This window comes from Pelomonas margarita (genome assembly GCF_043555875.1).
In the GTDB taxonomy this organism is placed as follows: Bacteria; Pseudomonadota; Gammaproteobacteria; order Burkholderiales; family Burkholderiaceae_C; genus Pelomonas; species Pelomonas margarita.
The window spans coordinates 241,292-263,479 of record NZ_JBIGHW010000004.1 but is presented as its reverse complement, the minus strand read 5'-3'; the positions used below and the strand labels follow the sequence as shown (position 1 = coordinate 263,479).

Here is a 22,188-nt window from a genome sequence, read left to right as displayed (position 1 = left end):
GTTACCGAACAATGCCGCGGGTGGACGCGGCGAGGAAGGTCAACATGTTGTCGATGTCGCCATCGGCAGCACCACCCTCCGTGCCGCGCAGCGCCTCGATGGCCACCTTGGCCTCGTCCAGCGTGTGGCCCATGCGGTACAGCAACTTGTAGATCTGGCGGATGACGCCAATGCGCTCGGCGCTGAAGTCGCGGCGCTTCAGGCCCACGACATTGACGGCGCGCGCCGCCAGCGGGTTACCGTCCACCGTCATGAACGGCGGCACGTCCTGCGCGACGTGGGCCTGGAAGCCGATCATCGCGTGGTCGCCGATGCGCATGCGCTGCAGGATGCCGGTCAGGCCGCCGATGGTGACGTGGTCGCCCACATGCACATGGCCGGCCAGCGTCGCGTTGTTGGCCAGCACGCACTCGTTGCCGATGACGACGTCATGCGCCAGATGGCAGTACGCCATGATCCAGTTGTCGTTGCCCAGCGTCGTCTCGCCACGGTCCTGGACCGTGCCGACGTTCAGCGTGCAGAACTCGCGGATGGTGTTGCGGTCGCCGATGACCAGCGTCGTCGGCTCGCCGGCGTACTTCTTGTCCTGGTTGGCCGCACCGATGGAGCTGAACTGGAAGAAGGTGTTGTCGCGCCCAATCGTCGTGTGGCCTTCGATGACGCAGTGCGGGCCGACCTTGGTACCGGCCGCGATCTTCACGTGCGGGCCGATCAGCGTGTAGGCCCCGACCTCGACGCTGCTGTCCAACTGCGCGCCGGGGTCGACGATGGCGGTGGGGTGGATGGCCATCGGGCGTGACCTCAGGCTTCCAGACGACGCATCGTGCACATCAGCTCGGCCTCGGCGGCGAGCTGGTCACCCACCAGCGCACGGGCGCTGAACTTGTAGATGCCGGCCTTCGCGCGGCCCAGCGTCACCTCCAGCACGAGCTGGTCGCCCGGTTCGACCGGGCGCTTGAAGCGGGCGCCGTCGATGCCGGCAAAGTACACCACCGACTTGTCATCCAGCACCATGTCCATGCTGCGCAGCGCCAGCAGCGTCGCGGCCTGGGCCATGGCTTCCAGGATGAGCACGCCCGGCATCACAGGCCGGTGCGGGAAGTGGCCCAGGAAGAAGGGCTCGTTGATGGAGACGTTCTTGATCGCGCGGATGCGCTCTCCCTTGACCAGTTCGACCACACGGTCCACCAGCAGAATGGGGTAGCGGTGCGGCAGGCGCGTCAGGATTTCGTGGATGTCCATCGTGATCGTCTCGGTCGTCATTTCTTTTCCAGCGCGCGCACACGCTCTCTCAGGGTGTGGAGCTGGCGCAGCGTTGCCGCGTTCTTCTGCCAGCTCGAGTTTTCTTCGAAGGGATGGGGGCCGCTGTAGACGCCCGGCTCGGCGATGCTGCGCGTGACCGTCGTTGCCGCGGAGATGTGCACGCCGTCCACCAGCGTCAGGTGGCCGATGATGTTGGCGGCGCCCCCGATGGTGCAGTTCGCACCGATGCGGGTGGAGCCCGCCACCGCCGCGCAACCCGCCATGGCCGTGTTCTTGCCGATGTGCACGTTGTGGGCGATCTGGATCAGGTTGTCGAGCTTCACGCCGTCCTCGATGACGGTATCGGCCAGCGCACCGCGATCGATGCAGGTGTTGGCACCGATCTCGACGTCATCGCCGATGGTCACATTGCCGAGCTGTTCGATCTTCACATAGCCCTGCTTGCTCGGCGCGAGGCCGAAGCCGTCGGCGCCGATGACGACGCCGCTGTGCACCAGGCCACGCGCGCCGATGCGGCAGCCATAGCCCAGCACCACGCGAGGCGCCAGCCGCGTGCCCTCGCCCACCCGCGCATCGCGCTCGACGACGCAGTGCGCGCCGATGCGTGCGCGGTCGCCGATGACGGCCCCCGCCTCCACCACGGCCAGCGGGCCGATCTCCACATCGCGGCCCAGCGTCGCCTCGGGCGACACGACGGCGCTGGGATGCACGCCCACGCCGGGCGCCGGACGCGTGCGGGCCGCCCACCATTGCGTCAGGCGGGCGAAGTAGAGGTAGGGGTCGGGCGTGACGATGGCTGCGCCGCGGGTGGCGGCAGCCTCGGCGAAGGCCGGCGCAACAATGACGCAGCCCGCCCGCGTCGTGCCCAATTGAGCCTGGTAGCGCGGGTTGGCCAGGAAGCTGATGCAGTCGCCGTCCGCCTCGTCTAGCGGTGCGATGCGGCCAATGCGGACTTCGGACCCACCAAGCAAATCGCCGCCCAAGGCGGCGATCAGCTCGGCGAGCGCGACGGTCGTCGAGCTCATGGCGGCCTGCGACTTACTTCTGCGCGTTCAGCGCGTCAATCACCTTCTTGGTGATGTCCACGCGGGCGCTGAAGTGGATGGCGTCCTGCAGGATCAGGTCGTACTTCTCGGCGTCAAAGATCTGCTTGATGACCTTGTTGGCGCGTTCGACGACGACAGACAGTTCCTCATTCTTGCGCTGGGTCAGGTCTTCCTGCCACTCGCGGCGCTTGCGCTGCAGGTCACGTTCCTGTTCGACCACGTCGCGCTGGCGACGGTTGCGCTCGGCCTCAGACAGCGTGGGCGCGTCCTTTTCCAGCTTCTCGGCAGCACCGCGCAGCTTGGCTTCCAGGTCGCGCAGATCCTTCTCGCGCTTGCCGAACTCCGTTTCCAGCTTGATCTGCGCCGTCTTGGCCAGGTTGGCTTCGCGCAGCACTCGTTCGCTGTTGACGTAGCCGATCTTCAGTTCCTGGGCTTGCACGGCCGAGGTGGCCACCATCATCGACGCGGCCAAAGCCGCCGATTGCAAGAGCTTGCTCATCATCAGAATGCAGTCCCGATCTGGAATTGGAATTTCTCGATTCTATCCGTGCGTTCCTTGCGGATAGGCTTGCCATAGCTGAGGCGCAGCGGGCCCATGGGTGAGAGCCACGACAGGCCGATACCGGCCGAGGCTCGCACGCTGTCGAGCTTGAGCTTCTCGTGCTCGCCCCAGACGTTGCCGGCGTCAGCGAACAGGAAGATGCGGAAGCTCTTGTCGTTGCCGCTGCCGGGCACCGGCAAGTAGAGCTCGGCATTCAGGTTGAAGCGACGGTTGCCGCCGCTGTAGGAACCGGTGGGGTCCACCGGGCCCAGCGTCCCGGCTTCGAAGACCCGAACCGAACCCAGGCCACCCGCGTAGAAGTTCTTGAAGATCGGGTAAGGACGGCCGCTCAGGCCCTCACCCCAACCGAGCTCGCTGTTGATGCCCAGCGTGATCTTGTTGGTGATCTCGAAGTACTCCTGGTGCTGCAGGTTCAGGCGCGCAAAGCGCACGTCACCCAGCGTGCTGAGCTCGAAGTTGGCGCGCTGGTAGCGGCCCTTCATGGGCGTGATGACGCTGTCGCGGCTGTCACGTTGCCAGCCGATGGTCAGCGGGATGGAATCACTGCGCGTGCCGAAGCGGTTGACGTAGTCGAAGTAGCTCTGCGGCAGGCCGCGCGAGGTGGTGATGTCCGTCTGTTCGTAGCCGACGCCGAAGAACACCGTGTCCAGCTCGGAGAACGGCACGCCGAAACGCACAGAGCCGCCCTTGGTGACGTACTCGTACTCTTCGCCCAGCGTGTTGATGGGCTTGGTCGTGCGGTAGAACACATCCAGCGCGCGGGACACGCCGTCGACCGTGAAGTACGGGTCTACCGTGGAGACCTGCAGCTGGCGCCCCGTGCGGGCGGTGGCAACGTCGATGCCCAGGTAGTTACCCGAGCCGAACACGTTGTCCTGGCGGATGGAGCCGGTGAAGGACAGCTTGGTCTGGCTGGAGTAACCGGCACCCACCGTGATGGCGCCCGTGGGGCGCTCGACGACGGTCAGGATCACATCCACCTGATCCTGCGCGCCCGGCACCTCCTGGGTGTCGATGTTGACTTCCTTGTCCTTGAAGTAGCCCAGGCGCTCCACACGGTCGCGCGAGGCCTTGATCTTCTGGCCGTCGTACCAGGCCGACTCGAACTGGCGGAATTCGCGACGGATGACCTCGTCGCGGGTGCGCGAGTTGCCGGAGATGATGACCTTGCGCACGTAGACGCGGCGCTGCGGCTCGGCGACGAAGGTGACGACCACCTGGCCGGTGGCACGGTCGATCTCGGGGCGGCTGTCCACGCGGGCGAAGGCGTAGCCGTACGTGCCGAACAGGTCGCTGAAGGCACGCGTCGTGGCGGCCACGGCCTCGCCCTGGTAGGCCTGGCCGGGCTTCAGGAACACGAGGTGCTTGAAGTCTTCCTCGCGGCCCTGGTAGTCGCCTTCCAGCTTCACCCCAGTCACCGTGTAGGGCTGGCCTTCGCTGATAGTGACGGCGATGCTGATGCTCTGCTTGTCCGGCGAGATCGTGACCTGCGTGGACGTGACCGCCACTTCCAGGTAGCCGCGGTTCAGGTAGTGGCTGCGGATGGTTTCCAGGTCCGCGTTCAGCTTGGCGCGCGAGTAGCGGTCGGTCTTGGTGTACCAGGTCAGCCAGCCGGAGCTGGTCTGCTCCAGCAGGCCCAGCAGCGTGCTCTCGGAGAACACCTTGGTGCCCAGGATGCGGATCTCGGCGATCTTGGCCGGCTCACCCTCGGTCACATTGAAGCTGACGTTGACGCGGTTGCGCTCGATGGGCGTGATGGTCGTCGTGACCTCGGCGCCGTAGAGGCTGCGGGTCAGGTATTGCCGCTTGAGCTCCTGCTCGGCACGGTCGGCCAGCGCGCGGTCGAAGGGCTTGCCTTCGCCGATGCCGACGTCCTTCAGCGACTTGGACAGCGCCTCGGTGTCGAACTCCTTCAGGCCGACGAAGTTGACGTTGGCGATGATGGGGCGCTCGTCGATGATGACGACGACGGCGTCACCCTCGATGCTAATGCGCACGTCCTTAAACAGGCCGGTGGCGAACAGCGCGCGCAGTGCGGCAGCGCCCTTCTCGTCGTTGTAGGTGTCGCCGATGCGGAAGGGCAGCGACGCGAACACGGTGCCAGGGTCGGTGCGCTGCAGGCCCTCGACGCGGATGTCTTTCAGCACGAAGGGGTCGACGGCCCAGGCCAGCCCCGACTGGAACAGCCCCAACAGAGCCAAGGCCAAGACTGAGGGGCGACGTTTCTTCGCTCCCGAACGTAGAAAAAAGGACATGGAGACCGGGAGTTTCAGTGCCAGCCCGCGAGGCGGGCGACGTCGTTGGAAAGGGCCAAGGCCATCATCAGCATCAGGATCAGCAAGCCGACTCGCTGCAGTTGCTGCTGCCACCGTTCGGAGACGGGGCGGCCGCTCAGACCCTCGAAAAGATGATACATGAGGTGCCCGCCATCCAGCATTGGCAGCGGCAGCAGGTTCAAGACCGCCAGACTCATGGAGAGCAGGGCCAGGTATTCGAGGTAAGGCGCCAGCCCGGCCTTGGCAGACTGGCCGGCGTAGTCGGCCATGGTCAGCGGGCCGCTCAGGTGCTTCAGCGAGGCCTCACCCACCAGCATGCGGCCCAGCAGCCGCACGGTCATGGCGGCCATGTCCCAGCTGCGCTGGAAGCCCAGCGACAGGCTGTCGAGCAGGCCATGGCTGACGAACACGCGCTCGGGCGGCGCCCCGACGCCGATCTCTAGCCGGCCGATGCTGCGGCCAGCGTCCTCGACAACGCGCGGCGTCGCCTGCAGTTCGATCACCCGGCCGTCGCGCTCGACGCGCAAGCTCAGGCTGCGCGGCGTCGTGCCATCGTGCGCGCGACGGATGACGTCGCGCACAAAACCGGCATCGGACGCCGGCTGGCCGTCGAGCGCCAGCACGCGGTCACCAGCCTGCAGGCCGGCCGCCGCACCCGCGCCCCCCGCCACGACCTGGCGGATCAGCGGCGCGGCCAACGGCGCCAGGCCGATGTCGTGGAACAGCTGCGCATCGGGCGCGCGCCCCGCCAGGCGCGCGGTCTCCAGCCGCAGACTGCGCGAGCCGTGGCCCGCGGCGTCCGTCACCGACAGGTGCAGCGACTCGCCTTGCGTCTGGGCTTGCACGACGGCGGCCTGCAGGTCCGGCAGCGCCTGCACGTCCTGCCATTGCTGGCCGTCGGCAGACACCGCCCGCACCCAGTCCCCGGCGCGCAGCCCGGCCCGTTCGGCCAGCGAGCCCGCAGGCGGCGTGCCCAGCACGGCCTTGGGCACTTCGCTGCCCAGCCAGGCCACCGCAGCAAACAGCGCGATGGCCAGCAGCCAGTTGGCCGCCGGGCCGGCTGCGACGATGGCCGCACGCTGGCGCAGCGGCCGCTGGTTGAAGGCCTGCGCGCGCTCGTGCGGCGCAACCAGGCCGTCGCGCTCATCCAGCATGCGCACATAGCCACCCAACGGCAGCGCGCTCAGCGTGAACTCCGTCCCGTCGCGCCCCACCCGCCGCCACAGCACGTGGCCGAAGCCGATGGAGAAGCGCAGCACCTTGACGCCACAGGCGCGAGCCACGCGGTAGTGACCCCATTCGTGGATGGCGATCAGCAGCGCAAGCGCCGCCAGGAAGGCGAGCAACGTGGTCACAGCAGCGTCAGCGCGTGGGTCCGCGTGCGGGCGTCCAGGTCCAGCAGCGCGTCGATGCTGCTGCAATCACCTGGCTGCACATCGGCCAGACACTGGGCATTGAGCGCCGGGATGCGATCAAAACGCAGGCGGCCGTTCAGGAAGGCGTCGACGGCAACCTCATTGGCCGCGTTCAGCACCGCCGTGCTGCCCTCGGGGCCGCGCAGCGCCTGCCAGGACAGGTGCAGGCCGGGGAAGCGCGCGGCATCTGCCTCCTCGAACGTGAGGCTGGGCGTGGTCAGCAGGTTGAGCTGGCTGGCGCCCGACGTGATGCGCTCCGGGAAAGACAGGCCATAGGCAATTGGCACGCGCATGTCGGGAGTACCGAGCTGGGCCAGCACCGACTGGTCCCGGCAGACCACCATCGAATGGATGATGCTCTGCGGGTGGATCAGCACCTTGATCTGCTCGGGCGCCAGGTTGAACAGCCAGCGGGCCTCGATGACCTCCAGCGCCTTGTTCATCATGGTTGCGGAGTCGACCGAGATCTTGCGGCCCATCACCCAGTTCGGGTGGGCGCAGGCCTGCTCGGGCGTCACGTCAGCCAGCGTCCCGGGTTCACGGGTGCGGAACGGACCGCCGGAGGCGGTCAGCACGATGTGATCGATGCGGTCTTGCCAGGTCGTGCGCACTTCAGGCAGGCACTGGAAAATGGCAGAGTGCTCGCTGTCGATGGGCAGCAGCGTGGCACCACCCTCCTCTACCGCCTGCATGAACAGCGCGCCGCCGACGACGATGGCCTCCTTGTTGGCCAGCAGCAGCCGCTTGCCGGCGCGCGCCGCGGCGATGGCCGGCGCCAGGCCCGCCGCACCGACGATGGCCGCCATGACGGTGTCCACATCGGGGTGCGCGGCGATGTCGGCTAGCGCGGCCGCACCATCCAGCACCTCGGTGGCGCTGCCGGCCTCGCGCAGACGCTCGCGCAGCCGCGCCGCCGCGGCCGACTCGGGCATCACCGCGAAGCGCGGGCGCCATTGCAGGCATTGGGCCAGCAGTTCATCGACACGGCTCATCGCGCTCAGCGCGACGACCTCGTAGCGGTCGGGATGGCGGGCCAGTACGTCCAGCGTGTTGACGCCGATGGAGCCGGTGGAGCCGAGGACGCAGACGCGTTGGCGGGTCATGACAGAGAAACTCAGAGGCTGATCAGGGCCAGCGCCAGCGGGAACACCGGCAGCAGTGCGTCGATGCGGTCCAGCACGCCGCCATGGCCGGGCAGCAGGCCGCTGCTGTCCTTGGCGCCTGCGGCACGCTTGACCAGAGATTCAAACAGGTCGCCGACGACGCTCATCGCGGCGAGGAAAAACAGTGCCAGCAGCGACACCACGCCATGCCGCTGCACCAGCAGCGTGTAGAGGCTGGGCGAGTCGACCGCCACGCGAACGTCGATGACATGCACCCACACGAAGCCCAGCAGCACGACGCCGGCCATGCCGCCCCAGACGCCTTCCCAGCTCTTGCCGGGACTGATGGCCGGGGCCAGCTTGCGTCGGCCGAAGGCTCGGCCGCAGAAGTAGGCGGCGACGTCGGCCATCCACACCAGGCAGAACACCGACAACAGGAAATTGATGCCCAGCACCTTGGCCTGGGCGATGGCCAACCACGCGCCCCACAGGAGCACGGCACCCAGCGCCAGCCGCCCGCCACGAGCCAGATGCGGCCAGCCGGCAGGCCCAGCACGCAGCGCATATGCGCCGCCCAGCACCCACAGCACCGTAGCCAGCCACCAAATCCAGGCCGGCGGCGTCTGCAGGCCACCGATCAGCAGCGTCCACACGCAACCAAGCGCCAGCGCGACGCCGGCCGCCAGCGCGCCGGCGCCCGGCAGGCCGTTGAGCCGCGTCCATTCCCAGCCGGCCGCGCCGATCAACGCCACCGTGAGCCACGCGAACGGCCAGGGCGAGGCCTGGAACAGCACGGGCAAAAGGATGGCCAGCAACACGACAGCGGTGATGACGCGGGTCTTGAGCATGGCAGGACCGCGGTCAGGCGGCGTTGGGTGCGTCTTTGACGCCGCCGAAGCGGCGGTCGCGGCCGTGGAAGGCGTCGATGGCCGCGTCCAGCTGCTGCGCGCCGAACTCGGGCCACAGGCAGTCGCTGAATACGAACTCGGTGTACGCCACCTGCCACAGCAAGAAGTTGCTGATGCGTACCTCGCCACCGGTGCGAATGAAGAGGTCGGGGTCCGGCGCGTGGGCCAGCGCCATGAACTCGCTCAGCTTGTCCTCGGTCAGCTCATGGGCCGGCACGCCGGCCGCGATCGCCTTGCGGCTGGCCTGCACGATGTCCCAGCGGCCGCCGTAGTTGAAGGCGACGTTCAGCGTCAGCTTGGTGTTGTGGGCGGTGCGCGCTTCGGCACCGTCCCAGGCCTGGCGCAGCTTTTCGGCGATGCTGTCGCGGTCACCGATGACGCGCACGCGCACACCCATCGAATCGAGTTTGCCGAGGTAGCGCGACACGGCGGCCAGCACCAGGCCCATCAGACCCGACACCTCGTCGCTGGGGCGCTTCCAGTTCTCGCTGGAGAACGCGAAGACAGTCAGGAACTCGATGTCGCGATCGATGCAGGCCTGGATGGTGCGGACAACCGCGTCCACGCCCGCCTTGTGGCCGAAGAAGCGCGGCAGAAAGCGCTTCTTGGCCCAGCGGCCGTTGCCATCCATGACGATGGCGACATGGCGCGGCGGCGCCAGGCGATCCTGAGCCACGACAGACGACGCGCTCAAACCGCCATGACCTCGGCTTCCTTCGCCGAGATCAGCTTGTCGATCTCGTTGATCACGCGGTCAGTGAGCTTCTGCACCTCGTCGAGGCTGCGGCGCTCATCGTCTTCGCCGATCTCCTTGTCCTTCAGCAGCTTCTTGGCCTGCTCGTTGGCGTCGCGGCGCAGGTTGCGCACGGCCACCTTGGCGTCTTCGCCGGCGTTGCGCACGACCTTGGTCAGCTCCTTGCGGCGCTCCTCGGTCAGCGGCGGCATCGGCACACGGATCAGGTCGCCCTGCGAGGCGGGGTTCAGGCCCAGGTCGCTCTCGCGGATGGCCTTCTCGATCTTGGCGCCCATGCCCTTTTCCCAAGGCTGGACGGAGATCGTGCGGGCATCCAGCAGGCTGACGTTGGCCACCTGGCTGATGGGCACCATGGAGCCGTAGTAGTCGACGCTGACCTGATCCAGGATGCCCGGGTGGGCGCGGCCAGTGCGGATCTTGTGCAGTTCGTTCTTCAGGGCCTCGACGGACTTGGCCATCTTGGCTTCGGCGTTCTTCTTGATGTCGGCAATGCTCATGATCGATACCTATTCATTGCGGGGCGCCCGTCAGCGCGCGCCCCCAGCGGACGCAGCTCAGACGTGGACCAGCGTGCCCTCGTCCTCGCCCTGCACGACGCGCTTGAGCGCGCCGGGCTTGAAGATGCTGAACACCTTGATCGGCAGCTTCTGGTCGCGGCACAGCGCGAAGGCGGCGCCGTCCATCACCTGCAGGTTGCGGCCAATGGCCTCGTCGAAGGTGATGGCCGAGTAGCGCTTGGCTTGCGGGTCCTTCTTGGGGTCGGCCGTGTAGACGCCGTCGACCTTGGTGGCCTTCAGCACGATCTCGGCGCCGATCTCGGCACCGCGCAGCGCGGCGGCCGTGTCGGTCGTAAAGAAGGGGTTGCCGGTGCCGGCCGCGAAGACGACAACCTTGCCCTCTTCGAGGTACTGCAGCGCCTTGGGGCGCACATAGGGCTCGACGACCTGCTCGATGCCGATGGCCGACATCACGCGGGCGATCATGCCTTCCTGGCGCATCGTGTCGGCCAGGGCCAGCGAGTTCATCACCGTGGCCAGCATGCCCATGTAGTCGGCGGTGGCACGGTCCATGCCGACCGAGCCGCCGGCCACGCCGCGGAAGATGTTTCCGCCGCCGATGACGACGGCGACTTCCACGCCCATCTGCGTCACTTCACGGACCTCTTGCACCATGCGCACGATGGTGGCGCGGTTGATGCCGTAGGCGTCGTCGCCCATCAGGGCTTCACCGGAGAGTTTGAGCAGGATGCGCTTGTACGCGGGCATGGTGTCCTCAGTGTTTGGGGGCCTATGGTGGGCCGGAAGTTTAAAGGGCGCCAACTTGGCGCCCTTATCTATCGCGAGAGTCTTTACTGACCCTTGGCAGCCGCAACCTGCGCGGCCACCTCGGCGGCGAAGTCGTCGACCTTCTTCTCAATGCCTTCACCGACGACGTAGAGCGTGAAGCCCTTGACCGTCGTGTTGGCAGCCTTCAGGTGGGCGCCCACGGTCTGCTTGCCGTCGGCGGCCTTCACGAAGACCTGGTCCAGCAGCGAGACTTCCTTCAGGAACTTCTGCACCGAGCCTTCGACCATCTTGGCGACGATGTCGGCCGGCTTGCCGGATTCGGCAGCCTTCTCGGTGGCGATCTTGCGTTCCTTCTCGACCAGCTCGGCCGGCACGTCGGCGCTGGACAGAGCAGCGGGCTTCATGGCAGCGATGTGCATCGCGACGTCCTTGGCGGCCGTGTCGTCACCTTCGAACTCGACGACCACGCCGATGCGGGTGCCGTGCAGGTAGGTGGCCAGCTTGGAGCCGGTGTAGCGCTGGAAGCGGCGGATCGTCATGTTCTCGCCGATCTTGCCGATCAGACCCTTGCGCACGTCTTCCACCGTCGGGCCGAAGCCTTCCTGCGACAGGGACAGGGCCGACAGTGCAGCCACGTCAGCGGGGTTGTGCTCGGCCACCAGGCCGGCCAGCGCGCCCACGAAGGCCAGGAAGGCGTCGTTCTTCGAGACGAAGTCGGTCTCGCAGTTCACTTCGATCAGCGCGCCGTTGCCGCCGACGACGGCCGAGGCGACGATGCCTTCAGCAGTGATGCGCGAGGCAGCCTTGCCTGCCTTGTTGCCCAGCTTAACGCGCAGGATCTCTTCTGCGCGGCCCAGGTCGCCGTCAGCTTCCGTCAGCGCCTTCTTGCACTCCATCATCGGGGCGTCGGTGCGGGCACGCAGTTCGCCCACCATGCTTGCAGTGATTGCAGCCATTGTTCTCTCCAGATTTCAGTTGGCAAAAGGGGCCTCGCGGCCCCTTTCAGATGCAGGGTCGAAAAGGCTTACGCCTCTTCGGACACCTCGACGAACTCGTCGCCAGCGGGGGCCACGGCAGCCAGCACTTCGTTCGTAGCGTTGGCCTTGCCTTCCAGCACAGCGTCGGCAACGGCGCGGGCGTACAGCGCCACAGCCTTGGCCGAGTCGTCGTTGCCGGGGATGACGTAGTCGATGCCTTCGGGCGAGTGATTGGTGTCAACCACGCCGATGACGGGAATGCCAAGCTTCTTGGCTTCAGCAACGGCGATCTTGTGATAGCCGACGTCGATGACGAAGATGGCATCGGGCAGCGCGGTCATGTCCTGAATGCCACCGATGTTCTTTTCCAGCTTGGCGATGTCGCGCTGGAACAGCAGGGCTTCCTTCTTGATCGCGGGCTGGGTACCAGCGTCGACCTGGGCCTGCATGTCCTTCAGATTCTTGAGCGACGTCTTGACCGTCTTGAAGTTGGTCATCATGCCGCCCAGCCAACGCGAGTCGACGTAGGGCATGCCGGCGCGCTGGGCTTCGGCGGCGATGAACTCACGGGCCTGGCGCTTCGTGCCGATCATCAGGATCGTGCCGCGCTTGGCTGCCAGCGAGCGCACGAACTTCATCGCATCGTTGAACGCGGGCAGCGTCTTCTCGAGGTTGATGATGTGGATCTTGTTGCGATGGCCGTAGATATACGGGGCCATCTTGGGATTCCAGAAGCGGGTTTGGTGGCCGAAATGGACGCCGGCTTCCAGCATCTCGCGCATCGTGACAGACATGGGTCTTACTCCGAAGGTTGTGTCTAAAATCCGGCCCGAATTGCGTTGCAGCACCCTGAAACACCTGTTTCTAGAGTCGCCGCAAGCCGCAACACCTTAGCGTGGCCGGTTTGCGATTTGTTGCAATGTGCGGAAGCCTGCTCCCAGGCACCACCCCTCACAACTGTTTTGCCGAGGACGGCGGCGGCTCAAGCAGCCACCTCCTCCGGCAAAACCCGCAGAGTATACACAATCCATGGCCACCCACTGCCGACACCGCCCACCAGCGGTCGCCTGCCCCGTCGCCGCGCCCCTGCGCGGCATGTCGTTCGAGGTGCGCGCTTGAGCCGCAGTGTCGCCGTGGTGGGTGCCGGGCTGGCGGGTGTGACGACAGCCTACGAACTCGCCGCGCTGGGATGGCGCGTACAGGTGTTCGAGCGCCGCGCCAGCGTGGCCGAGCAGGCCAGCTTCGCCAGCAGCGCGCTGGTGGCGCCGTTCGTCCCGGGCCTGGTCGATGTCAGCCCGCCCGCCCCGCCGGCCTTCCGCCTGCGCCGCTGGCGGGCCGCACGCCGGCCCGACGACGCGGCCGGCCCGCTGTGCGCCCTCAGCCAAATGGGCCTGGCCCGCGCGGCCCAGCTGCGGCGCGAGCTGGGGCTGGACGATGAAGCCGCCAGCGGCCTGCTCGTCGCACTGGCCGACGCGCGACGCGTCGCCGCTGTCCAGGCCCAGCTAGCCGACTGGCAGGCTATGGGGCTGCAGGTGCAACTCATCGACGCCGAAGAGGCCCGGCTGCGTGAACCCGGCCTCGACAGCCAGGCGCCGTTCGCCGCTGCGCTGGCCGTCGCTCAGGCAGGCACCGGCAACCCTCGCCTGTTCGCCCAACAGCTGCGGCTGCAGGCACAGCGACTCGGCGCAGAGTTCCGCTTCCACACGACCGTGCGCCACCTGCAGACGGATGCCGCCGGCATCACCCTGCGACACGAGCACACGCCGCCTACGGAGCCTGCCACCCGCAGCGCAGAGCGCGAAGCCGGTGACACCCAGCCCCAGGCCCTCGGCGCCCAGGAGCAGCGTTTCGACGCCGTCGTGCTGTGCAGCGGCCTGGACGCGCTGGACCTGCTCGCCAAGCGGCTGCGGCTCCACGCCCACCACGAGGCGTCCATCACGGCACCGCTGCGCCAGCTCGAAGCCCATCCGGACCTCGGCCCCAAGGCAGCCTGGGCGGACCTCGCCGCAGGCATCGCCATCACCCGCATCGGCCAGCGCGTGCGCGTCAGCGGAGGCGCCACGATCTGCGCACCAGGCAGCAAGCACACCCCCGACTTCGAAGCCCTGCACCGCGCACTGCAGCACTGGTTCCCCGGCTCGGTGCTGCACCAGCAGGTGCAGCAGCGCAGCAGCCGCCGCGCGGCGGCGCCCGACGGCCTGCCGCTGATCGGCCCCACCGCGCAACCTCGCCTGTGGCTCAATCTGCCACTGGGCGGCCAGGGCTGGGGCAGCGTCTGCGGCAGCGCCCAAGTGCTGGCACAGATGATCGCTGGCCAGCCGCCGAGCACCGACATCTCGGGCCTGAGCCCGCAACGCCTGGCCTAAGCTCGCAGGCATGCACCTGCTGCTGCCCACGACCGCCACGCTGCCGCTCTTCGACGTCGCCGCCAGCCGGCGCATCGAAGCGCGCGCCCTCACTCACTCGCCCGACCTCATGGCGCGCGCCGGCCTGGCGGTAGCCAAGCTCTCGCTGGCCTTGCGTCGCGGCGACGGGCCAGTGTGGATCGCCTGCGGCCCCGGCAACAACGGCGGCGACGGACGGGTGGCCGCGCAGCGTCTGACCGAGGCGGGCGTTCCCGTGCACGTGGGCCACAACGCGCCGCGCCGCCCGTCCCTCGTCATCGACGCTTTGCTGGGCCTAGGCCTCAACCGCACCCCCTCCACCGAGATGCAACTCATCTTCGCGGCGATGGCGGCTTGTGGCGCACCGGTGCTGTCCGTGGATCTGCCCAGCGGCCTGCTGGCCGACACCGGCCTGCCGGCCGGTGGCCACGCGGTGCGCGCCGACCACACGCTGGCGCTGCTGACGCTCAAGCCGGGCCTGCTCACTGGCGAAGGACGAGCCCACTGCGGGCATCTCTGGTTCGACGATCTGGGCATCGCGCCCGACGAGGCGCCATCCGCCGAACTGCTGGGCACCACACGGCGCCCGGCGCGGGGCGCCACCAGCCACAAGGGCAGCCACGGCCAGGTGCTCGTCGTCGGCGGCGCGCCCGGCATGCAGGGCGCTGCGCGGCTGGCGGCGCGCGCGGCGCTGGCATGCGGCGCTGGGCGCGTCTACCTGGACCTGCTGAACCTGCCGGCAGACCAGGCTGCCGACCCGGGCCGGCCGGAGCTGATGCGCGGCACGCTGGCGGCGCTGCCGCGGGCCGTGGGTGTCTTGGGCTGCGGCGGCGGTGCGGCAGTCGCTGCGGCGCTGCCGGACCTGCTGCGCCAACTGTCCCGCGCGGTCATCGACGCCGATGCGCTGAACGCCATCGCCACCGACGCCGGCCTGCAGCAGGCGCTGCGCGCACGCCCCGACAGTGCGACCGTGCTGACACCCCACCCACTGGAGGCAGCGCGCCTGCTGGGCTGCGAGACCGCCAGCCTGCAGGCCGACCGCCTTGCCGCTGCGCGCGAGCTGGCCCGGCGGTTCGCATGCACCGTGGTGCTGAAAGGCGCCGGCAGCGTCATCGCCTCGCCAAGTGAGCGAACGGCGGTCTGCGGCAGCGGCGGGCCGGCCCTGGCCACCGCCGGCAGCGGCGACGTACTGGCTGGCTGGCTGGGCGGGCTGTGGGCCCAGCAGCCCGGCGCCAGCGCGCACGCCATCGCCTGCGCCGGCGTGGACGCACACGGCCGGGCCGGCGAGGTCGACGGCGTGCTGCGCGCCGGCGACCTCATCGAGCGGCTGGCCGCCGCGCGATGAGCGTCAGCGCCGCTTACGCGGCGCCGGCTTGGCCACGGCCTTCTTGGCCGCCTTGCCCGCAGCGCGCTTGGCAGCCTGCTGCGCCGCCTTCACCGGATGCTGCGCCGCCACGGCCGCCTTACGGCTCTTCTTCACATCGCGGTCAGCCTGGCGCACCTCGTCCAGGGCTTGGACGGCGGTCTTGGGCGCGCGCTTGCGGGCCGGCGGCTTGCCGGTCGCACTGCGGCTGGGCGCCCGCGCCTCGTCGGCCTCCCGCACAAGACGGAAGTCGATGCGGCGGCCATCCAGGTCCACGCGGCTGACCTGCACCTGCACGCGCGCGCCGGTGGCGTAGCGGATGCCGGTGCGCTCGCCGCGCAGCTCCTGGCGCACCTCATCGAAACGGTAGTACTCGCCGCCCAGCTCGGTGATATGCACCAGGCCTTCGACGTAGAGCGCGTCCAGCTGCACGAACAGCCCGAACGACGTGACCGCACTGACGGTGCCGGCGAACTCCTCGCCGAGGTGGTCGCGCATGTAGCGGCATTTCAGCCAGGCCTCGACGTCGCGACTAGCCTCGTCGGCGCGGCGCTCGTTGGCGCTGCAGTGCGCACCGACGACCTCCCAGCGCTCGGCCTCGTTGCGGGCATCCGCCGGGTTGGGTGGCGCGGCGCGGCCGGGGCGTTTGGGCGCCTGCGGCACGTTCATCTTGGCGGGGTCCAGCGTGTACCTCTTCGCCGCCAGCAGCGCCTTGATAACGCGATGCACCAGCAGGTCGGGATAGCGCCGGATCGGGCTCGTGAAGTGCGTGTACGCCGGGTAAGCCAGGCCGAAGTGGCCGGAGTTGGTGCCGGTGTAGATAGCCTGCTGCATGGAGCGCAGCAGCATCTGGTGGATCTGCTGCGCGTCGGGGCGATCCTTCGTGGCGGCCGCGAGCTGCTGGAACTCGCGCGGCACCGGATCGTCGGAGATGCCCAGCGAGATGCCCAGCGAGCGCAGGTAGTTCTGCAGCGTCTGGCGCTTCTCGGGTGTGGGGCCCTCGTGCACGCGGAACAGCGCGTGGTGCTTGTTGGTGTGGATGAAGTCGGCCGCGCAGACGTTGGCGGCCAGCATGGCCTCTTCGATCAACCGGTGCGCATCGTTACGCGTGCGCGGGACGATCTTCTCGATGCGCCCGTTGTCGTCGCAGACGATCTGGGTCTCGGTAGTCTCGAAGTCGATAGCACCGCGCCGGCCGCGCTCGGACAGCAGCGCGCGGTAGACCTCGTGCAGGTGCAGCAGGTGCGGGACGAGCTCGCGCCGCTTGGCCGCCTCAGGGCCATGCGTGTTGCCCAGGATGGCCGCGACCTCGTTGTACGTGAAGCGCGCGTGCGAGCTGATGACGGCCGGATAGAACTGATAGGCCGAGACCTCGCCGTCGGCGGATACAAGCATGTCGCAGACCATGCTGAGCCGGTCTTCGTACGGGTTGAGCGAGCACAGGCCGTTGGACAGCTTCTCCGGCAGCATAGGGATCACGCGGCGCGGGAAGTAGACCGACGTGGCGCGCTCATACGCATCGGCATCCAGCGGCTCGCCGGGCTTCACGTAGTGCGACACGTCGGCAATCGCCACCAACAGGCGCCAACCGTCGAAGGCCTTCTTGCCGCGGCCCTGCTTAAAGGGTTCGCAGTAGACGGCGTCGTCGAAGTCACGCGCGTCCTCCCCGTCGATGGTGACCAACGGCACGTCGCGCAGGTCGATGCGGTTCTTCAGGTCGACGGCACGCAGCTTCTCGGGCAGCTTGGCACTTTGCGCCAGTGTCTCGGGGCTGAAGCGGTGCGGCACGTCGTACTTGCGCACGGCGATCTCGATCTCCATGCCGGGATCGTCGATCTCGCCCAGCACCTCGACGACGCGACCAACCGGCTGCGAGTACAGCGACGGCGGCTCGGTCAGTTCGACGGCGACGACCTGCCCGGCCGTCGCATTGGCGATGCCGTTCTTGGGGATAAGGATGTCCTGCCCCATGCGCCGGTCCTCGGGCGCGACCAGCCAGATGCCGGACTCCAGCAACAGGCGCCCGATGAGAGGCCGCTTCTTGCGCTCCAGGATCTCCAGCACCTTGCCTTCGGGGCGGCCACGCTTGTCGAAGCGCATAACGCGCACGCGCAGGCGGTCGCCATGCATGACGGCATGGGTCTCCTGCGAGGATAGATAGACATCGGCGGAGCCGTCATCGGGAATCAGGAAACCGTGGCCGTCGCGATGACCTTGCAGCATGCCTTCGACTTCGCCGAGCAGCCCGGCACCATCGGCATGGGAGGGGTGTGTTGTGTTCTTCAAGTTTTTGATGCTATAGTCCGCGCTTTCCTGAAACGGCTCAGGACTTCAAAAGAAGTTTTGAGAACCTTGCCCAGGTGGCGGAATTGGTAGACGCACTAGTTTCAGGTACTAGCGGGTAACTCCGTGGAGGTTCGAGTCCTCTCCTGGGCACCATAACAAGAAACGAAAAGGCCAGCACGCAAGTGCTGGCCTTTTTGCTTTGTGCACCCCGGCAAGGCCAAAGAAGAAAAAGCGGCGGCGCTCAACGCGTCGGGCGCCGCCTTCGAGGGGCGCATCAGCGAATCCTGCCGGGCGCCCATCTTCACGTTCAAACGACGAATTTCTTCGCCAGGGCTTCCGGCCCCATGCCGTCGTATTCCTCGAACGGCTGGTGGATCCAAGGCGAGGTTTCGAGCATCTCGACGTAGTAATCCGGCGTGTAGGCCGAGACCTTCTTCGTCCAGATGACGGCCGAGCGCAGTTCGCTGATGGCCGGCATGCCGCGCAGCCGCTCCACGACAGCCTTCAGCGTGACGCCCGAGTCCGCCAGGTCATCCACCAGCAACACGCGGCCTGCCAGCTCGCCCTTGGGCATGGTGATGTACTTGGCCATGTCCAGCCGGCCCTGGATGGTGCCGGCCTCGGCGCGGTAGGAGCTCGTCGACATGATGCCCAGCGGCTTGTCGAACACGCGCGACAGCACGTCGCCCGGGCGCATGCCGCCACGGGCCAGGCAGAGGATCTGGTCGAACTGCCAGCCCGAGGCGTGCACCTTGAGCGCCAGGCGCTCGGTCAGCAGGTGGTACTCGTCCCAGGATACGTAGAGGTGCTTGCCGTCGTCGGTCAACATGGTGGTGTTGTCTCCGTTGGATTGATTGGTGGTCAGGCGGAATACGGGTGGCGCAGCACGATGGTGTGCTCTCGATCGGGGCCGGTGGAGACCATGTCGATGGGCGCGCCGATGACTTCCTCGACGCGCTTCAGGTAGGCGCGCGCGTTAGCCGGCAGCGCATCCCAGCTGGTCATGCCGAAGGTAGTCTCGGTCCAGCCCGGGAAGGTTTCGTACACCGGCGTGCAGTCCTCGATCTCGTCGGCATCCAGCGGCAGGATGTCCAGCAGCTGGCCGTTGAGCTGGTAGCCAACGCAGACCTTGATCTCGGCCAGACCGTCCAGCACGTCCAGCTTGGTCAGGCACAGGCCGGTGATGCCGTTGATGATGATGGAACGCTTCAGCGCGGCGGCATCCAGCCAGCCGCAGCGGCGTGCGCGACCCGTCACGGTGCCGCGCTCCTGGCCGACGGTGGACAGGTGATAGCCGACGGTTCCCGCCACTTCCCAATCCAGTTCGGTCGGGAACGGGCCGGAGCCCACGCGCGTCGTGTACGCCTTCGTGATGCCAAGCATGTAGTGCAGCATCTGCGGACCCACACCAGCACCGGCAGCGGCGTTGCCGGCCACGCAGTTGCTGGACGTGACGTACGGGTAGGTGCCGTGGTCGATGTCCAGCAGCGTGCCCTGCGCGCCTTCGAACAGGATGTTGGCACCGGCCTTGCTGGCCTTGTGGATCATGTAGCCGACGTCGGCCAGCATGGGCTTGATGGCTTCAGCCATCTTCATCGCCTGCTCGAAGATGGGCTCGAAGGCCAGCTCCTCGCCCTTCAGGTAGCCGCGCAGCGCGAAGTTGTGCAGCTCCAGCAGCTCGCGCAGCTTTTTGGCGAAGCGCTCAGGGTGCTTCAGGTCCTGGGCGCGCAGAGCGCGACGGGCAACCTTGTCCTCGTAGGCCGGGCCGATGCCCTTGCCGGTGGTGCCGATCTTGCCGCTGCCGCTGGTCTCGCGCAGCGCCTCGCGCGCCTTGTCGACGGCGACGTGGAACGGCAGGATCAACGGGCAGCTCTCGCTGATGAACAGGCGCGAACGCACCTCGACGCCGGCAGCCTCGAGACGCTCGATCTCACTGAGCAAATGCGTCGGATCCAGCACGACACCGTTGCCGATGTAGCAGGCCACGCCGTCGCGCATGATGCCGCTGGGGATCAGCTGCAGCGCCGTCTTGATGCCCTTGATGACCAGCGTGTGCCCGGCGTTGTGACCGCCCTGGAAACGCACGACGCCTTGCGCGTGATCGGTCATCCAGTCGACGACCTTGCCCTTGCCCTCGTCGCCCCACTGGGTGCCGACGACGACCACATTGCGTCCACGCGCGGTTTGGCTTTGCATATTGTTTGCCTGCTTGTAGCTTGGAAGAAAGTGGGGCCGTCGCGCTTTACAGCGCCCGGACGACCCAGTCAGTGTGCTCGCGAACCAGCTCGCGGTCACAGTCGAATTCATCGGCCTCGTGCTCGTGGCCCGGCAGCACGCAGACCACCGTCTCGCCCTGTTCCCGCAGTGCGCGCACGGCCTGGCGCAGCGAGGCGTCCTCGCCCCAGGGCGCACGCACGGCGGCGCGCAGCGGCGTGGCAGGCACCAGCGTCACCAGCGTCTTCAGATCCAGGCTGAAGCCGGCTGCCGGGCGGCGGCGGCCGAACACGGCACCCACCTCGTCGTAGCGGCCACCGCGCAGCACCGCATCGGCGCAGCCCTCCGCAAAGGCCGCGAAACGGATGCCGGTGTAGTAGGCATAGCCCTGCAGATCGGCAAGGTCGAAGCCCAGGTTGACCGCCGGATGCACGGCCGCCAGGTGACCGGCCAGCCAGTCCAGATCGGCCAGCGCGGCCTGAACCAGCGGATGAGCCGGCAGCCGGCGAGCCGCCTCGGCCAGCATCTCGCGACCGCCGTAAAGGCTGGGCAAGGCCAGCAGCGCATCACGCGTCACGGCAGGCAGACCGGCAGTCAGCTCGGCCAGCACGGCGACGTCCTTGGCCGCCAGTGCCGCGGTCAGCGCGTCCAGGGCCTCGGGCGACAGCTTCACACCATCCAGCACGCCCTGCAGCAGGCGGGCATCGCCCAGGTCCAGCATGACCTTGTTCAAGCCGGCCCGGCGCAGCGCGTCCAGTGCAAGGTCCTGCACCTCAAGGTCGGCTTCCAGGCCCGCATGGCCATAGATCTCGACACCGAACTGCAGCGGCTCGCGGCTGGTGTTCAGGCCGTCGGGGCGCGTGTGCGCGACGGGGCCGCAGTAGCAAAGGCGTGTCACGCCCCGGCGGTTCAGCAGATGAGCGTCGATGCGGGCGACCTGCGGCGTCGTGTCGGCGCGCAGGCCGAGCGAGCGGCCGGACAGCTGATCGACGAGCTGGAAGAGCTTGGTGCCCGAGCCACTGTCAGCGCCGGACAGCAGCGAGTCCAGGTGCTCAAGCAAGGGAGGGATGACCAGCTCGCAGCCGTAGCTGCGGGCCATGTCGAGCAGCTCTCTACGCAGCTCTTCGATGCGGCGCGCCTGCGAAGGCAGGACATCGGCGATGTGCTCGGGCAGCAGCCAAGCAGAGGACATGGGCGCAGGCTAGGCGGTTAAAAAAGGCATTGTACCTATGCCCTCCCCGCAGCCACACGCCCCGAGCCTTCAGATCAGCGCAACCACAGCAATCCCAAGCCCCCCAGCAGAATGCTGACCAGGCCGATGAAGCGGATCTGACCGTCGCTCATGGCCAGCACGCGGCTGAACACCTCGCGCCAGCGCGTGGGGCTGATCAGGGGCATCAGCCCCTCGATGATCAAGACCAGCGCCAGCGCGCCAAGCAGTTCGGTCACTTGCGCGCGGGCGCGGCAACGGGCGCGGGGCCGGCGCCTCGCATGGCCTTGAAGAAGTCGCTACCGGGGTCGACGACCATCACGTCGCTCTTGCTCTTGAAGCTGGTGCGGTAGGCCGTCAGCGAGCGGTAGAACTGCGCGAACTGCGGGTCACGGCCAAATGCTTCCGCGTAGAGAGCTGACGCCTTCGCGTCGCCATCGCCCATGACCTTCTGCGCATCGCGGTACGCCTCGGACACGATGACCTCGCGCTGGCGGTCGGCATCGGCCTTGATCTTCTCGCCCTCAGCGGCGCCGGTGGAGCGGGCCTCGTTGGCAACGCGCTTGCGCTCCGACTCCATGCGGCGGTAGACCGCCTCGGTGATGTCAGACGCAAAGTCCACGCGCTTGATGCGCACGTCCACGATCTCGATGCCGAACTGCTTGGCCTCGTCGGCCAGGCGCTTCTGCACATCGTTCATCACCTTCTCGCGCTCGGTGGCCAGCACGGCGATGACCGTGCGCTTGGTCACTTCCTCGTTGAACGCCGCCTGCACGATGGGCGAAAGGCGGTTCTCGACGTTGCGGATGTCGGCACCGCTGTTGCGGATGAACTGACGAGGCTCGGTGATGCGCCACTTGATGAGCCAGTCGATGACCAGGCTCTTCTTCTCGGCCGTGAAGATGGGGCGGGACTCGGCACTGTCCAGCGTCTGCACGCGGCGATCCAGCAGCACGACGTTCTGGAACGGCGGCGGCAGCTTGCCGTGCAGGCCCGGCTCGGTGATGACTTCCTTGATCTCGCCCAGCGCGTAGACCGCAGCAAACTGGCGCTGGTCGACCACGAACAGCATGGACGAGGCCAGCATCAGCGCGACGAGGACGCCGGCAACGATGGCGGCAATTCGGTTCATGTGAAGACT

Annotated in this window: 21 protein-coding genes and 1 tRNA gene; 3 read left to right on the top strand and 19 right to left on the bottom strand. The window is 67.6% G+C overall.

The window, feature by feature from the left end; translation table 11 throughout:
• Position 1: 1 nt before the first annotated feature.
• The 13 genes from lpxA to rpsB all read right to left on the bottom strand — a co-directional run bounded on the left by lpxA (position 2) and on the right by rpsB (position 12,384).
• On the bottom strand, positions 2-790 hold the full coding sequence (lpxA, locus tag ACG0Z3_RS09750; RefSeq protein ID WP_394397214.1) for an acyl-ACP--UDP-N-acetylglucosamine O-acyltransferase: 789 nt from the start codon (positions 788-790) through the stop codon (positions 2-4).
• An 11-nt stretch (positions 791-801) separates the two neighbouring features.
• Positions 802-1,263: a 3-hydroxyacyl-ACP dehydratase FabZ gene (gene fabZ / locus ACG0Z3_RS09745; RefSeq protein WP_394397213.1), complete on the bottom strand. Its 462-nt coding sequence runs from the start codon at positions 1,261-1,263 to the stop codon at positions 802-804.
• The gene (gene lpxD, locus ACG0Z3_RS09740) at positions 1,260-2,288 is read right to left on the bottom strand and encodes a UDP-3-O-(3-hydroxymyristoyl)glucosamine N-acyltransferase (RefSeq protein WP_394397211.1); all 1,029 of its coding nucleotides are present in this window, start codon (positions 2,286-2,288) and stop codon (positions 1,260-1,262) included. The genes fabZ and lpxD overlap by 4 nt, the downstream gene beginning before the upstream one ends.
• A gap of 13 nt (positions 2,289-2,301) precedes the next feature.
• Positions 2,302-2,808: an OmpH/Skp family outer membrane protein gene (locus tag ACG0Z3_RS09735; RefSeq protein ID WP_394397209.1), complete on the bottom strand. Its 507-nt coding sequence runs from the start codon at positions 2,806-2,808 to the stop codon at positions 2,302-2,304.
• Between the two features lie 2 nt (positions 2,809-2,810).
• The gene (bamA, locus tag ACG0Z3_RS09730) at positions 2,811-5,126 is read right to left on the bottom strand and encodes an outer membrane protein assembly factor BamA (RefSeq protein WP_394397207.1); all 2,316 of its coding nucleotides are present in this window, start codon (positions 5,124-5,126) and stop codon (positions 2,811-2,813) included.
• Between the two features lie 14 nt (positions 5,127-5,140).
• Positions 5,141-6,502 (bottom strand): RIP metalloprotease RseP, encoded by a 1,362-nt coding sequence (gene rseP / locus ACG0Z3_RS09725; protein WP_394397205.1) that lies wholly within the window; start codon positions 6,500-6,502, stop codon positions 5,141-5,143.
• Positions 6,499-7,665, bottom strand: coding sequence for a 1-deoxy-D-xylulose-5-phosphate reductoisomerase (ispC, locus tag ACG0Z3_RS09720; RefSeq protein ID WP_394397203.1), 1,167 nt, complete (start codon positions 7,663-7,665; stop codon positions 6,499-6,501). The genes rseP and ispC overlap by 4 nt, the downstream gene beginning before the upstream one ends.
• A gap of 11 nt (positions 7,666-7,676) precedes the next feature.
• Complete coding sequence (locus ACG0Z3_RS09715) at positions 7,677-8,513, bottom strand: phosphatidate cytidylyltransferase (protein ID WP_394397201.1); 837 nt, start codon at positions 8,511-8,513, stop codon at positions 7,677-7,679.
• A gap of 13 nt (positions 8,514-8,526) precedes the next feature.
• Entirely contained in the window at positions 8,527-9,267 is a 741-nt protein-coding gene (gene uppS, locus ACG0Z3_RS09710; RefSeq protein WP_394397199.1) for a polyprenyl diphosphate synthase, read from the bottom strand.
• Positions 9,264-9,824, bottom strand: a complete 561-nt coding sequence (gene frr, locus ACG0Z3_RS09705; RefSeq protein ID WP_394397197.1) for a ribosome recycling factor — start codon at positions 9,822-9,824, stop codon at positions 9,264-9,266. Before frr ends, uppS begins: the two co-directional genes overlap by 4 nt.
• 57 nt (positions 9,825-9,881) lie before the next feature.
• On the bottom strand, positions 9,882-10,592 hold the full coding sequence (gene pyrH, locus ACG0Z3_RS09700) for a UMP kinase (protein WP_394397195.1): 711 nt from the start codon (positions 10,590-10,592) through the stop codon (positions 9,882-9,884).
• Positions 10,593-10,675: 83 nt separating this feature from the next.
• Entirely contained in the window at positions 10,676-11,569 is an 894-nt protein-coding gene (tsf, locus tag ACG0Z3_RS09695) for a translation elongation factor Ts (RefSeq protein ID WP_394397193.1), read from the bottom strand.
• A 68-nt stretch (positions 11,570-11,637) separates the two neighbouring features.
• A complete protein-coding gene (gene rpsB, locus ACG0Z3_RS09690; protein WP_394397191.1) occupies positions 11,638-12,384 on the bottom strand; it encodes a 30S ribosomal protein S2 in 747 nt (248 codons plus the stop codon).
• Between the two features lie 321 nt (positions 12,385-12,705).
• On the opposite strand from rpsB, the gene ACG0Z3_RS09685 reads away from it, so the two are divergent.
• Both ACG0Z3_RS09685 and ACG0Z3_RS09680 read left to right on the top strand, forming a co-directional pair.
• On the top strand, positions 12,706-13,956 hold the full coding sequence (locus ACG0Z3_RS09685; protein ID WP_394397189.1) for an NAD(P)/FAD-dependent oxidoreductase: 1,251 nt from the start codon (positions 12,706-12,708) through the stop codon (positions 13,954-13,956).
• A 10-nt stretch (positions 13,957-13,966) separates the two neighbouring features.
• Positions 13,967-15,319 (top strand): NAD(P)H-hydrate dehydratase, encoded by a 1,353-nt coding sequence (locus tag ACG0Z3_RS09680; protein ID WP_394397187.1) that lies wholly within the window; start codon positions 13,967-13,969, stop codon positions 15,317-15,319.
• A gap of 3 nt (positions 15,320-15,322) precedes the next feature.
• Here the strand turns inward: ACG0Z3_RS09680 and rnr are convergent, their stop codons facing one another.
• Positions 15,323-17,560 (bottom strand): ribonuclease R, encoded by a 2,238-nt coding sequence (gene rnr, locus ACG0Z3_RS09675; RefSeq protein WP_394397506.1) that lies wholly within the window; start codon positions 17,558-17,560, stop codon positions 15,323-15,325.
• 131 nt (positions 17,561-17,691) lie between these two features.
• Here rnr and ACG0Z3_RS09670 point away from each other — a divergent pair.
• Positions 17,692-17,776, top strand: a tRNA-Leu gene (locus ACG0Z3_RS09670).
• Between the two features lie 154 nt (positions 17,777-17,930).
• On the opposite strand, the gene ACG0Z3_RS09665 is transcribed toward ACG0Z3_RS09670, so the two are convergent.
• The 5 genes from ACG0Z3_RS09665 to hflC form a co-directional block, all read right to left on the bottom strand.
• On the bottom strand, positions 17,931-18,452 hold the full coding sequence (locus tag ACG0Z3_RS09665) for a phosphoribosyltransferase (RefSeq protein ID WP_056269406.1): 522 nt from the start codon (positions 18,450-18,452) through the stop codon (positions 17,931-17,933).
• A 32-nt stretch (positions 18,453-18,484) separates the two neighbouring features.
• Positions 18,485-19,819, bottom strand: coding sequence for an adenylosuccinate synthase (locus ACG0Z3_RS09660; protein WP_394397185.1), 1,335 nt, complete (start codon positions 19,817-19,819; stop codon positions 18,485-18,487).
• Positions 19,820-19,865: 46 nt separating this feature from the next.
• Entirely contained in the window at positions 19,866-21,029 is a 1,164-nt protein-coding gene (locus ACG0Z3_RS09655) for an ATP phosphoribosyltransferase regulatory subunit (RefSeq protein WP_394397183.1), read from the bottom strand.
• A gap of 74 nt (positions 21,030-21,103) precedes the next feature.
• Entirely contained in the window at positions 21,104-21,286 is a 183-nt protein-coding gene (locus ACG0Z3_RS09650; RefSeq protein WP_394397181.1) for a DUF2065 domain-containing protein, read from the bottom strand.
• The gene (hflC, locus tag ACG0Z3_RS09645) at positions 21,283-22,179 is read right to left on the bottom strand and encodes a protease modulator HflC (protein ID WP_394397179.1); all 897 of its coding nucleotides are present in this window, start codon (positions 22,177-22,179) and stop codon (positions 21,283-21,285) included. Before hflC ends, ACG0Z3_RS09650 begins: the two co-directional genes overlap by 4 nt.
• Positions 22,180-22,188: the final 9 nt, after the last annotated feature.